We start from the raw sequence: 12,024 nt of genomic DNA on the forward strand, positions 1-12,024 counted from the left end.
TTTTAGTTTCCCTTAATTTGTTTCATTAAATAACCTTCGCGAATGCCGAAATTGCTTTTGCAAATATTCGTGCATTCAAAATAGCGCGCAATCGTTTTCAAAATGATCATCCCCGGAATGATTGTGTGAATGCGATGCGGCGCCGTTTGTAAAATCGCGGTCAGATATTCTTTTTTTTCGGCTTTGAAAAGTTTTAAAATGTCTTTGAATTTTTCGTAAGACATTTCATTGGTTTCGTTGTTGCACAAGCGATTATAAATTTTAAATGTATTGCGAACGCTTCCGCCGACTCCATAAATTTTTTTCTGATACGCCGAATCGGGCACATCGATTCCATCTAAAAATTCTAAAACAGCGCCTTTAATTTTTTGCTGTTCCATTTTAGTTGGGATAATGCGGCTTACATATTTTTCGTAACTGTTCAAAGAACCAATCGGAAACGAATACGATTTCACGATTTGATTATTCTTAAAATAAACAAGTTCTGTACTTGCCCCACCGATATCAACTAAAATGCCTTCGTAAACATTTAAGCAAAGCGTTGCGCCTAAAAAACTGTATTCAGCTTCTTCTTTTCCCGAAAGAATTTTCACACGGATAGAAGTGACGAATAAAACTTTTTTCAAAACCGTTTCGCGATTTTTGACAAGGCGCAAACTCGCTGTTGCAAAGGCAAAAATTTGCGTCACTTGATGCGAAAAAATTTTCGTTTTGAAATCATTTAACACGGCGATTAAGCGCTTAATCCCATCGGATTTTAAGTTTCCATTTTCAACGTATGAAGCAAGGCCAGCGACACTTCTTTTTTTGTCAATCAACTTAAAATCATTTCCGATGACTTCGTAAATGCACAAGCGAATCGTATTGGAGCCGATATCGATGATGGCATAATTTTTCATTTTACACCTGCTTTGGAATGATGCGACTGCCGGTTTCTTCAAAGATTGCCCAACGCGCAACATTCACGGCATGGTCGCCAATGCGTTCCAAATATTTTGCAATCATAAACGAATCGATTACATTATCTGCATTTGCAGAACTAGAACGAATGGATTCAATCAATTCTTTTTTCGATTCGGTAAATGCTCGATCGATAATATCATCGACGCAACAAACATCTTTTGCCATCGTGACATCTTTTAAGATGAATGCATCTACCGATTGCGAAATCATTTGTCCGATTTTTTCAATCATCAAAGGAATCGTAGAAAGCTGCACAGGCGATGCATTTTTATTCGAAAGCGTGAGCACAATTTCGGAAATGTCTGCGCATTGATCGCCGATGCGTTCTAAATCGCTCACCATTTTAAGCGATGCCGAAATAAAACGCAAATCGTGTGCAACTGGCTGCTGGCTTAATAAAAGGCGCAAGCAGAGCGTTTCAATATCTTTCATTTGCTGATCGATTTTTTTATCGTCTTCGATATTTTGCTCCGCTAAATTTTTATCGCCATTGAGTAAAACTTTCGTCGCATTCGTAAACGATTCTTCGACTAAGTTTCCCATTTTGATAATCCCTTCGGTAAGAGATTCCAATTCTAAATTGAAGTTTTCTCGCATTATCCAAATCTCCCTGTGATGTAATCTTCTGTTTTTTTATTTTTCGGCATCGAAAAAAGTTGTGTGGTGTCGCCGTATTCAATCACTTCGCCAAGTAAAAAGAATGCGGTTTTATCGGACACGCGAGTCGCTTGCTGCATATTGTGCGTGACCATCACAATCGTGTAATTCTTTTTGAGTTCTAAAACCAAGTCTTCAATTTTCCCAGTCGAAATCGGGTCCAAAGCGCTTGTCGGTTCATCCATTAAAAGAACTTCTGGAGAAATCGCCAAGGCGCGCGCAATGCATAAACGTTGCTGCTGACCGCCCGAAAGTCCAAGCGCACTTTTATTTAAGCGGTCTTTGAGTTCTTCCCAAACGCCTGCATTTTTAAGCGAAGTTTCTACAATTTCATCGAGGACTTTTCGATTTTTAATTCCATGCGTACGCGGACCAAAAGCGATGTTATCATAGACGCTCATCGGAAACGGATTTGGTTTTTGGAAAACCATTCCCACTCTTTTTCGAAGTTCATTCACATCGAAATCTTTGTAAATATTTTTTCCTTCGAGTTTGATATCGCCTTTGATTTTACAACCTTCGACTAAATCGTTCATCCGATTTAACGATTTTAAAAGCGTGCTTTTTCCGCAACCCGAAGGACCGATGAACGCCACAATTTCATTGGTGGGAATATTCAAATTCACATTTTTTAATGCGTGAAAATTCCCGTAATAAAGTTCCATATTCTGAATAGTTAATTTATACGAATTCATATTAAACCTTTTTAATTTTATTGGCTAGTTTATTTGAAAACCAGTTGATGATTAAAACGAGCAAAATCAAAATCACTGCAGTGGCGTAAGCTTCGCCCGTGTGAAATCCTTCGCGCGAAAGTTCATACATGTGAACCGCCAAAGATCTGCCCGAAGAAAATGCGCTCTTTGGAAAATCAGCGACCGTTCCTGCCGTATAAATTAACGCAGCCGTTTCACCGACAACGCGACCAACCGCTAAAATTACACCCGATAAAATTCCAGGAACAGCAGCCGGCAAAACGACAGAACAAACTGTTCTTATTTTTCCAGCGCCAAGTCCGTAAGAACCTTCGCGGTAACTATCGGGAACCGATTTTAAAGCTTCTTCAGTTGTGCGCAAAATGAGAGGCAAAATCATCATCGAAACTGTGCAAATGCCTGCCACCAAAGAATAGCCGCAGCGCAGTGTTGTCACAAAGAAAAGCATTCCAAAAAGTCCATACACAATCGAAGGAATTCCCGAAAGCGTTTCTGCAGTTAAACGCACAAGCGATACGATTTTATTTCCGCGACTTGCGTATTCGACCAAGTAAATGGCTGCAAAAATTCCAAGCGGAGCGGCAACTAAAATAGAGCCCACCACCAAAATGATTGTGTTTATAATCGACGGTAAAAACGAAACGTTTTCCGAATTATATTCTAGCGAAAATAACGATGGTTTTAAATACGGAATGCCGTTGACTAAAACATAGACCACTAAAAATGCCATCGATAAAACGGTAAGCGCCATCGAAAATTTTACAGCGTAACGCAAAATTTTACTGCTCATGCTTTACCTCTTCTTTTAAGAATTGCAAAGGCTGCATTGATGATTAAAATAAAGGTGAAAAGCACAACGCCTGTAGCGATTAAAGCTTCGCGGTGTAAATCGGTAGCGTATCCCATTTCAAGCACAATGTTTGAAGTTAAAGTACGCACGCCGTTTAAGATTCCCGTGGGCATTCTCGCTTGGTTTCCGGCGACTAAAATCACCGCCATCGTTTCACCGATTGCACGACCGAGCCCAAGCACAATCGCAGCGACGATTCCCGATTTTGCAGCCGGAAGCACTGCAAAAAATACGCTTCGTTCATGAGTTGCGCCAAGTGCTAAAGCACCTTCGTAATAACTGTTCGGAACCGCGCGAATGGCAGCTTCGGATACCGAAATGATAGTCGGTAAAATCATCATTCCAAGCAAAAGCGAAGCCGATAAAATGCTTGCGCCACTTCCGCCGAAATGCGTGCGCACAAAAGGCACAATTACGACGAGCCCAAAAAATCCATAAACAACCGACGGAATTCCTGCGAGCAAATCCACCGCCGGCTTTAATTTTTTATGAATTTTTTCCGAGCAAAATTTTGCTAAATAAACGGCGGAAAAAATTCCGACCGTCACTCCAATCACAAGTGCACCAAGCGTTACATACAAACTTCCTAGAATCATCGGAAGGATTCCAAAAAGCGCCGGTTCATCGGTTGGAGCCCAAGTTTTTCCGAAGATAAAATCGGTAAATCCGATTTTATGCATCGCCGGTATTCCGTTTGCAAAAAGGAATACGCAAATCAAAAACACAAAGAAAATGCAAGTCAAAGCCGAAAGTAAAAACACTTTCGACATGACACTTTCTTTGATTTTATTTTTCGTCAGTAAATTCATAACTTACTTGATGGTTGTTGTAATTCTTGCAGCAAGTGCGACATCCGAAACTTCATTTTCGCTATACACCGAAACTTGTGCCTTAGTGCGGCTTCCTAATTTTTTCACAATGCCTACAGCCCAACCGAGTTCATCTGCATCTTTATTTAATTCATCGCGATCTTTTACATATTCAAGTTCTGCAAATGCTTTATCAAAAATTCCTGCGGTCGGAATTTCAATTCCCGCATAGAACGGGAAATATTTGGTGTCTTGAGCGTATTCCGGTTTCACGGCAGTTTTCGCTTCGATATTTGCATCGTTTACATCGTCATCTTTTCCGGTGATAATCATCGCAGCTTCACCATAGACAGAGAAATTTTTCGCCATATTGAATTTTGCGCGGACATTGGCGCGATGCGTTACAATCGCGGTATATTGAATCGGGTCAATAACATTGGCACGGTAGCCTACGCCTAGCGAAAGTGCTTCGCCGATTTTTACATCTTCGGTCACACGAATGTAGCCTTGATTAAAATTTCCATCGCTCGTCGCAAGCATTACATTCAACTGCGAATTACCAAGTTTTAATCCGCCTTCGAATGCGTCATGCGAATAATCTCTCGACAAAAATCCGCGTTTCGAAATATTCTTATCCAAATACGCACCAAAATTTCCGCCGTTTTCGGTATCGGTTTTCCAATGACCGAATTTCAAATTAAGTCCTAAATTATTCCACTTGTAATTGCCGTAATAAGTGTCCGCTTGAAAACGATCAGCGCCATTATTAAAGCTCGGGCCATACATACGAATCGTTACTTTTGCATCGAAATCTTCGGACTTATAATCGCCACCGATATTGGCGCGGAACCAAAATCCGTCGAGGTTATTATCTTTATCGTTGTCGTACATCGCTTTCGATGCTTGGCTTTGAATATTTCCATTCAAAGTAAATTCGCCATCAGCAGCACTTGCAATTCCAACAGCAGCAAGTAAAGCGAGACCGAAACTGGATTTTTTCATCTGTGTCATATTTTATCCTTTGGGCAAAAGCCCTGTTAAATGACACTCCAAAATTAAAAGGTGTATGTAAAGACTGAAGGGGCTCTTTTGTAAAGATTGTGTGAAGTATTTTTCGAAAAATTTTTCTTTACTCGGATTTTACATGAAACGCAATTTGCATTTTACACGCGAGTTTTAACTTATAAGCGTCCAAAACAAAAACACTTAAATCATTTCAAGGAGTTCATCATGAACAAGAAAAAAATTATCGGCGCACTCGCAGGTCTTGCAATTCTTGGAGGAATTGCCGCATGCAAAGATGAATCAAAACCTGTCGGATTTGATTCGTCTCGAGAAATTTCTGTGATTACGCGTGAAGCCGGCTCAGGCACACGCGATGCATTTACAGAACTTGCAGGAGTTTTAGTCAAGCAAGACGGCAAAAAGAAAGACAACACAACTCTTGAAGCGTTGACAATCGACGGCACGCAAGGTGTGATGTCAACCGTCGCCGGAAACGAATACGCCATCGGTTACATTTCTTTGGGCTCGTTAAATAATACGGTAAAAGCTTTGCAAATCGACGGCGTGAGCGCAGACAAATTAAATGTGAAACGCGGAACCTATCCCATTGCGCGTCCGTTCAACATCGCCTTCAAAGGAAAAGTCGATGAAGTCACTCAAGATTTTATTGACTTTATTATGAGCGCCGATGGCCAAGCAATCGTCGATGCAAATGGTTACGTAAGCGTGAACGAAGGCAAGCCCTACGAAAGCAAAAATTTGAAAGGAAAAATTGTAATCGCAGGATCTTCGAGCGTCTCGCCGGTGATGGAAAAATTGAAAGAAGCGTACGAAGCAAAAAATCAAAATGTGCAAATCGAAATTCAAACAAACGATTCTTCTTCGGGAATGCTCGCTGCAAAAGAAGGCACATGCAACATCGGCATGGCTAGCCGCGATTTGAAAGCTTCCGAAAAAGAAGTTCTCACCAGTTTAACAATTGCGCGCGACGGCATCGCTGTTATCGTGAACAATAAAAATCCGCAAACCAATTTGAGCAAAGAAACTCTTCGCCAAATTTACACCGGACTTATCCGCAACTGGAAAATCTAATTTTCTAAAATCAAGAAATACAAAAGATGAACGGTGATGCCGTTCATTTTTTGCTTTTAAAGAGTTGATTTTTGAATGAATTTTGTAGATTAGAAATATGATAGAAACAGTTACTTTAGAAAATTGCGAAATGGAATTTGCCCGCTTTGGAACAGGCGCAAAGGCATTCATTATTATTCCAGGACTCTCCATTAAAAATGTTCTCAAAACCGCAGATGTTGTCGCCGAAGCTTATAAAATTTTTGCCGAAGATTATACCATTTATTTCTTCGATCGCAGAAAAGAAATTCAGCCCGGTTACACGCTTACCGAAATGGCGGACGATATTGCAGGCGCGATGAAAAAATTAAATCTTCCGCGCGCTGATATTTTCGGCTTTTCGCAAGGCGGCATGATTGCGCAAGATATCGCAATTCGTTATCCCGAATTGGTAAACAAATTAGTTCTCGGTTCTTCGAGTTCGTATCCCGAACCGATGCAGAAAACTGTACTCGGCGAATGGCTGCGATTAGCCAAAGCTGGCGAAACTTCTGCGCTAGTCAATCATTTTATCGAGCACGCTTTTTCCAAAAAATTTGTTGAGCGTTATCGCCGCGCGCTTCTCGCACTTTACCGCAAAATTTCTCCCGAAGAATTGGAACGTTTCATTATTTGCACCAATGCTTGCGATGCATTAAACGCTTACGATTCTTTAGAAAAAATTCAATGCCCCGTTTTAGTCCTCGGTTCTGGCGAAGACGGCGTTCTTTCCTTAGACGCTTCTGTCAAAATTGCAGACAAATTAAAATCTCTCAAAAAAAATGTTGAATTTTATATTTACGAAGGTTATGGGCACGCCGCTGTCGATGAACTCCCTGAATATAAAACGCGAATCTTTCAATTTTTGCAGAAATAAATTTTGAATTCATTGCAGAAAAGGCATCCGAAAATCGGATGCCTTTCTCATGGAGTCTATGCGATTGAGGAAATTATTTCTTAATGCAACGAACCGAAGCGGCAATATTTTTGTTGAAATGTTCGTAAGTTACTTTATCTGTAACGCGAACAAGAGTGGCGCGAGAATCATCGAATGCATCGCTTGTCCAGAAACTTGCGCTTTCATCTAAATCGACAAATTTTCCATCGTAATAACGGAAACCGGTTTTGAGCGGATTTAATGTGCTCATATCGATTGCTTCGAAATCAGATTGCTTCGGAAGAGTCCAACCTTCGGGGCAAATTTTCTGTGCGGTTTCAAACGGATAAAGAGTTCCGTAAGCGTGACAATTCTTTGCAGAATCGTTGTAGCAATGGCTAGAACCGGTCAGCGAAAGACGCGCCAAGTTTTCGGTCATCCAAACGGTATTTCCCACTTTTGCGGTTTTATAAACTTTTTCAACGCAGACGAGTTCATTTGCATCTTCGTTGTAAGAACAAGTATTTGCTTTTTGGCAAGCGTTAAAAAGAGTGGCTGCAGCGGCTGCGAATCCGAGGATTACCAATTTATTCATAAAAAATCTCCAATTCATTGATTTTTGTGATAAAATTAAAACGGAAAAGAGAATTTGTCTAATAGAATCCAAGTATCAAATCAATCACTTTTTTTGATTAAAACGGCGAATTCTCTCATTTTCAAGAATAATAATTCAAATTGATAAATCTCGCCTTTTTCATTTTTTTCCCAATTCTGTTTTCAAAAAATCTAAATTGTTAATCCATGCTTTTCAAACGATGGAAAATTTTCGCTGTTTTTGTACTCGCTTTGGCGGGATGCCTTTGGCATGAAAATGAATTTTCTTCCGCGGCAGATGATGAAGCGTACTTGCCTTTAGACGACTCGGAATATCCTTATGCGGGAATTCCGCGTTTAGTTTTAGAAACCGAAAATTTCCGAGAGATTCGAAATCGCTCCACGAAAATTCCTGCGCGATTACAAATTTATGGAAAAGATTCTCCCGAGTCCGAAATTTTTGAACTCACTGTGCGCGGCCGCGGAAACTCTACATATAATGCGCCCAAGTATGGGATGAAAATTAAATTTTCTAAAACGGTAAAATTATTTGACATGCCCGAAGAAAATGAATGGGCTCTGCGTTCTTGCTACGGCGACAAAACTCTTTTGCGGGATTATTTAATGTCGCGTCTCGGCCATTGGCTTGGCGTTAAATTTACTCCCAAAATGCAATTCGTCGAATTGTATTTGAACCGCGAATATAAAGGAGTTTACCTGCTCACCGAATCCATTAAAATCGGAAAAAATCGAGTGAATATTCCGAAAACAGAAAACAGTTTTTTGCTCGAAAAAGAAGATCCTAAAAAAGTGGATGATCCGTATTTTAAAACGCGCGATGGAAATTTAATTCACATTAAATCGCCAAAAAATCCTTCTCGGGAAAATATTTCTGTCGTCAAACAACATTTAAATTTATTCGAAAATTATTTGCATCGCCGCGATTTTTGGGGCGAAGATTCTATTGCTCATTGGCTTGACATCGATGATTTTCTCGCATATTATTGGGTGCAAGAATTTGCAAAAAATGAAGACGGAAAATTTACTCGCAGCGTTTACTTTTATTGGATTCAAGGCGGCACAATTCATTTCGGACCTCTTTGGGATTTTGATTTAGGATTTGGAAATCAATCGCGCAAACAATTTCGTCCCGCCGAAAATTGGTTCATTCGCAATTACCGTTGGAATAAATATATCTTAGCCGATTCCACGATGAATCAACTTGCAGCCGATTATTGGAAAGCGCATCGCGAAACTTTCCGAGCACTCATCGATAGCATTCCGCTTTATAAAAAGCAAATAGAAAAAGCGGCGAAAAATGATTTTAAACGTTGGCCCATTTTAGATAACGCATTCACATGGGCGCTGCGCCATTCTTACAAATCCCACGATGAAGCCGTTGATTCGATGACCGTTTGGACGAAGCGGCGTTTTGATTGGATCGATGAAAATGTTTCTAAATAAAAAACGCACTTGAAATTTTCAAATGCGTTTAATTTTTTGACTTTTCAACGACTTAGAAATTATCATCGCGATCGAACATGTGCGTTACAAATTCGACGACGAGAGTTTCGTAAGCTTCATTGCTAAAGAGCGGTTTTTGCAACAAGTCAATTGTCTTCTGCGAAATGCTTCCTGTTTTCGCCAATTCTTCGCCGCCCAATTTATATTTGTCCCGCAGCATTTTCAAGCGACGCGGACCGCCGCGATGATCGAGAGCGCGCATTTGCGGACACGCGATTAATGTGTAACCTTCATGCCCGAGAATAATGTCAAATTGTTTTCGAATCGGTTCATAGACGACGTCCAAATCCATCCAAGCGCAACTTGAAAGCAAAATAATTTTTTGGCCTTCTTTTTGAAATTGCAATCCGTGCAAATGCGAATTCATCGCACTTTCTCCGTCTTTCAATTTTTGTCCCATATACGGATGCACCATTCCCACGATGCGATCCATGAGAACTTTCATCTGCCCCGGAACGCCGAACAAATACAGCGGAAAACTCCAAATCACAATATCCGAATTGATGAGCTTTTCACGCACTGCGGGCACGTCGTCATCTTTCATAAAGCAGCTGCCGTCAGGGCGTCCCCAACAACTTAAACATCCGCGACAAGGCGTGATATGCAAGCGATCAATAAAAATATATTCCGCTTCGTAATCGCCGCTTTCGAGCATTCCATCGACAAATGCTTTCGTCGGAATCAATGTTCCACTTCTTTCTTTTTTGGGACTTGCCACCATAATCAGAATTTTCTTTTTCATGGAATTACCTTTCGTTGGAAGCGTTAAATTTCTTTTGATTTTGTTCTTCGCGAAGACGACGGCGAGCGCGACTGCCTAAGCGTTTTCCGTTTTGCGTTTTCGGCATCGGCTGCAAATTTTTCTGCACCGGCTGCGGAGCTTCTTGTTTTTTCGGTTTTGCTTGCTGCGGTTTATTCGCATTTTTTTGCGCAAATTTTTTCCCGCGGAAACGAGAATTGCGCGCTTCGCTTTCGGGAGTTTCTGTTTGCGGTGGCGGCAATTTTTCGAAAATCGAAGTATCGCCTTCGGGAATTTGAATTCGCGTCAAGCGTTGAATTGCCTGCAAATCTTGTTCTTCATCGGGAGCGCAAAATGAAATAGCGACGCCATCTTTCCCTGCACGCGCGGTGCGTCCAATGCGATGCACAAATGTTTCGGGAACATCGGGCAAATCATAATTGAAAACATGAGTAACGCCATCAACATCAATTCCGCGGGCAGCGATATCCGTTGCCACCAAAACGCGAATCTGTTCTGTTTTAAAATTGCCGAGTGCTTCTTGTCTACGATTTTGACTTTTATTTCCGTGAATCGCAGCGCATGTAATTTTTGCTTTTTCCAAAACGCGCACAATTTTATCGGCGCCGTGTTTCGTCCGCGAGAAGACGAGAACTTTTTTCATCTCGGGATGTTCCAAAAGCATTTCTTTGAGAAGCGCACCTTTGCGACGTTTATCGATGCGGTAAAGTTCTTGGCGGATGCGTTCAATCGGAGTACTTTGCGGAGTCACTTCAATCCGCACCGGATTTGCTTTTAAAATCGTCGCTGCTAATTTTGTAATCTCGGGCGGCATCGTCGCACTGAAAAAAAGATTTTGACGCTTCGGCGGAAGCAATGCGACCACTTTGCGAATGTCGTGAATGAATCCCATATCCAACATGCGATCCGCTTCATCGAGCACAAAATATTCCAACTTTTTTAAACTCACTACGCGCTGCTGAATTAAATCCAACAAACGTCCCGGCGTCGCAATTAAAATATCTACGCCACGAGAAAGCGCACGTTTCTGCGGTAAATCGCTCACGCCGCCAAAAATACAAGTACTCGAAATACGCGTGTACTTTTCATACATTTCAAAGCAATCCGAAACTTGAATGGCGAGTTCTCGAGTTGGCAAAAGAATTAAAACGCGGACATTTTTTGCGCCGCTGCCAATTCCATCTTGCAATAAATTTTGTAAAATCGGAAGCGCAAATGCTGCGGTTTTTCCCGTTCCCGTTTGAGCAATTCCCATCAAATCTTTGCGTTCTAAAAGCGCAGGAATCGCCTGCTCTTGAATCGGCGTCGGTGTGGTATAATTCGCATCAGCGATTGCGCGCTGCAGCTTTTCGTCCAAAGGTAAATCGGAAAATTTCATACGGCGCAAAGTTAGAAAATCTCATGCGGGATTCTATTTTCTATTATGCGTTCTATGCAGAAATTTTCCATTCAAACGATTGCCCACATCCGTTCTGATTTTTCGGAAAAGTTTGGCATTCCTCGTCAAAGCGGAATTTTGAAAAATTTGCAATCGCAAATCATTTTTGAACCGGAATTTCGTAATGCCGATGCGCTGCGCGGACTTTCTGATTTTTCGCATTTATGGCTCGTTTGGATTTTTTCCGAAAATATTCACGAAGGAAATTTTCATCCGACAGTGCGCCCGCCACGACTCGGCGGCAATACGCGTATGGGAGTTTTTGCAACGCGCTCTTCCTTTCGCCCGAATCCGATTGCACTTTCAGCGGTTAAAATTGAAAAAATTGAAATGACCGCAGAAGGTCCCGTTATTACCGTCAGCGGCGCCGATTTGATGGACGGAACGCCCATCGTCGATATCAAACCGTATTTGCCTTTTGCCGATTCTATTCCCAATGCGAGTGGTGGTTTTACAGATAAATTAACTTTTGAATTTTTGCACGTTCAAATTCCCGAAGAAGAACTCCAAAAAATTCCCGAAGAAAAGCGCGCCATTTTAGAAAAAATTCTCGCCGAAGATCCGCGCCCCGCTTACGTCAACGATTCCGAACGCCTCTTCGGATTTTCTTTCGCCGGTTTTGAAATTCAATTTACCGTGAACGAAAAAAATTTATTCGTTCAAAAAATTCACAAAATTTAAAACAAAAAATGCGCCGTTTTGACGACGCATTTTCTAAAAT

Annotated in this window: 13 protein-coding genes; 4 read left to right on the top strand and 9 right to left on the bottom strand. The window is 41.2% G+C overall.

Translation table 11 applies throughout. The features are described from left to right. Positions 1-2: 2 nt before the first annotated feature. Genes B0H50_RS02115 through B0H50_RS02140 form a run of 6 tightly spaced genes read right to left on the bottom strand, consistent with a single transcriptional unit; the run spans position 3 to position 5,006 of the window. The gene (locus B0H50_RS02115; RefSeq protein ID WP_158256414.1) at positions 3-899 is read right to left on the bottom strand and encodes a Ppx/GppA phosphatase family protein; all 897 of its coding nucleotides are present in this window, start codon (positions 897-899) and stop codon (positions 3-5) included. A gap of 1 nt (position 900) precedes the next feature. Then, positions 901-1,560 (bottom strand): phosphate signaling complex protein PhoU, encoded by a 660-nt coding sequence (gene phoU / locus B0H50_RS02120; protein ID WP_106197569.1) that lies wholly within the window; start codon positions 1,558-1,560, stop codon positions 901-903. Then, on the bottom strand, positions 1,560-2,315 hold the full coding sequence (gene pstB, locus B0H50_RS02125; RefSeq protein ID WP_106197568.1) for a phosphate ABC transporter ATP-binding protein PstB: 756 nt from the start codon (positions 2,313-2,315) through the stop codon (positions 1,560-1,562). The genes phoU and pstB overlap by 1 nt, the downstream gene beginning before the upstream one ends. Before the next feature lies 1 nt (position 2,316). Further along, positions 2,317-3,126, bottom strand: coding sequence for a phosphate ABC transporter permease PstA (gene pstA, locus B0H50_RS02130; RefSeq protein ID WP_106197567.1), 810 nt, complete (start codon positions 3,124-3,126; stop codon positions 2,317-2,319). Further along, positions 3,123-3,956 (bottom strand): phosphate ABC transporter permease subunit PstC, encoded by an 834-nt coding sequence (gene pstC / locus B0H50_RS02135; protein WP_233244466.1) that lies wholly within the window; start codon positions 3,954-3,956, stop codon positions 3,123-3,125. Before pstC ends, pstA begins: the two co-directional genes overlap by 4 nt. A 42-nt stretch (positions 3,957-3,998) precedes the next feature. Next, on the bottom strand, positions 3,999-5,006 hold the full coding sequence (locus tag B0H50_RS02140) for a hypothetical protein (protein ID WP_106197565.1): 1,008 nt from the start codon (positions 5,004-5,006) through the stop codon (positions 3,999-4,001). A 219-nt stretch (positions 5,007-5,225) separates the two neighbouring features. Between B0H50_RS02140 and B0H50_RS02145 the strand changes: the two genes are divergently transcribed. After that, entirely contained in the window at positions 5,226-6,092 is an 867-nt protein-coding gene (locus B0H50_RS02145; protein ID WP_109587189.1) for a substrate-binding domain-containing protein, read from the top strand. Between the two features lie 97 nt (positions 6,093-6,189). After that, the gene (locus tag B0H50_RS02150; protein ID WP_106197564.1) at positions 6,190-6,987 is read left to right on the top strand and encodes an alpha/beta fold hydrolase; all 798 of its coding nucleotides are present in this window, start codon (positions 6,190-6,192) and stop codon (positions 6,985-6,987) included. Positions 6,988-7,060: 73 nt separating this feature from the next. Here the strand turns inward: B0H50_RS02150 and B0H50_RS02155 are convergent, their stop codons facing one another. Beyond that, positions 7,061-7,582: an FISUMP domain-containing protein gene (locus B0H50_RS02155; protein WP_233244467.1), complete on the bottom strand. Its 522-nt coding sequence runs from the start codon at positions 7,580-7,582 to the stop codon at positions 7,061-7,063. A gap of 206 nt (positions 7,583-7,788) precedes the next feature. Between B0H50_RS02155 and B0H50_RS02160 the strand changes: the two genes are divergently transcribed. Beyond that, positions 7,789-9,045: a CotH kinase family protein gene (locus B0H50_RS02160; RefSeq protein ID WP_109587170.1), complete on the top strand. Its 1,257-nt coding sequence runs from the start codon at positions 7,789-7,791 to the stop codon at positions 9,043-9,045. Positions 9,046-9,097: 52 nt separating this feature from the next. Here B0H50_RS02160 and B0H50_RS02165 read toward each other — a convergent pair whose 3' ends face one another. Both B0H50_RS02165 and B0H50_RS02170 read right to left on the bottom strand, forming a co-directional pair. Then, positions 9,098-9,847, bottom strand: coding sequence for a flavodoxin family protein (locus B0H50_RS02165; protein ID WP_106197561.1), 750 nt, complete (start codon positions 9,845-9,847; stop codon positions 9,098-9,100). 4 nt (positions 9,848-9,851) lie between these two features. Further along, positions 9,852-11,243, bottom strand: coding sequence for a DEAD/DEAH box helicase (locus B0H50_RS02170; RefSeq protein ID WP_106197560.1), 1,392 nt, complete (start codon positions 11,241-11,243; stop codon positions 9,852-9,854). Positions 11,244-11,297: 54 nt separating this feature from the next. On the opposite strand from B0H50_RS02170, the gene tsaA reads away from it, so the two are divergent. After that, positions 11,298-11,984, top strand: coding sequence for a tRNA (N6-threonylcarbamoyladenosine(37)-N6)-methyltransferase TrmO (gene tsaA / locus B0H50_RS02175; protein ID WP_106197559.1), 687 nt, complete (start codon positions 11,298-11,300; stop codon positions 11,982-11,984). Positions 11,985-12,024 lie beyond the last annotated feature (40 nt).

Origin of the sequence: Hallerella porci (assembly GCF_003148885.1) — a bacterium.
Taxonomy (GTDB): Bacteria; Fibrobacterota; Fibrobacteria; order Fibrobacterales; family Fibrobacteraceae; genus Hallerella; species Hallerella porci.

What these genes read in the sequence shown, in the direction of transcription:
- B0H50_RS02140 (WP_106197565.1), bottom strand. Translation starts at nt 5,006, where the DNA reads ATGACACAGATGAAAAAATCCAGTTTCGGTCTCGCTTTACTTGCTGCT.
- B0H50_RS02145 (WP_109587189.1), top strand. Translation starts at nt 5,226, where the DNA reads ATGAACAAGAAAAAAATTATCGGCGCACTCGCAGGTCTTGCAATTCTT.
- B0H50_RS02150 (WP_106197564.1), top strand. Translation starts at nt 6,190, where the DNA reads ATGATAGAAACAGTTACTTTAGAAAATTGCGAAATGGAATTTGCCCGC.
- B0H50_RS02170 (WP_106197560.1), bottom strand. Translation starts at nt 11,243, where the DNA reads ATGAAATTTTCCGATTTACCTTTGGACGAAAAGCTGCAGCGCGCAATC.
- pstC (WP_233244466.1), bottom strand. Translation starts at nt 3,956, where the DNA reads ATGTCGAAAGTGTTTTTACTTTCGGCTTTGACTTGCATTTTCTTTGTG.
- B0H50_RS02160 (WP_109587170.1), top strand. Translation starts at nt 7,789, where the DNA reads ATGCTTTTCAAACGATGGAAAATTTTCGCTGTTTTTGTACTCGCTTTG.
- B0H50_RS02155 (WP_233244467.1), bottom strand. Translation starts at nt 7,582, where the DNA reads ATGAATAAATTGGTAATCCTCGGATTCGCAGCCGCTGCAGCCACTCTT.
- phoU (WP_106197569.1), bottom strand. Translation starts at nt 1,560, where the DNA reads ATGCGAGAAAACTTCAATTTAGAATTGGAATCTCTTACCGAAGGGATT.
- B0H50_RS02165 (WP_106197561.1), bottom strand. Translation starts at nt 9,847, where the DNA reads ATGAAAAAGAAAATTCTGATTATGGTGGCAAGTCCCAAAAAAGAAAGA.
- B0H50_RS02115 (WP_158256414.1), bottom strand. Translation starts at nt 899, where the DNA reads ATGAAAAATTATGCCATCATCGATATCGGCTCCAATACGATTCGCTTG.
- pstA (WP_106197567.1), bottom strand. Translation starts at nt 3,126, where the DNA reads ATGAGCAGTAAAATTTTGCGTTACGCTGTAAAATTTTCGATGGCGCTT.
- tsaA (WP_106197559.1), top strand. Translation starts at nt 11,298, where the DNA reads ATGCAGAAATTTTCCATTCAAACGATTGCCCACATCCGTTCTGATTTT.
- pstB (WP_106197568.1), bottom strand. Translation starts at nt 2,315, where the DNA reads ATGAATTCGTATAAATTAACTATTCAGAATATGGAACTTTATTACGGG.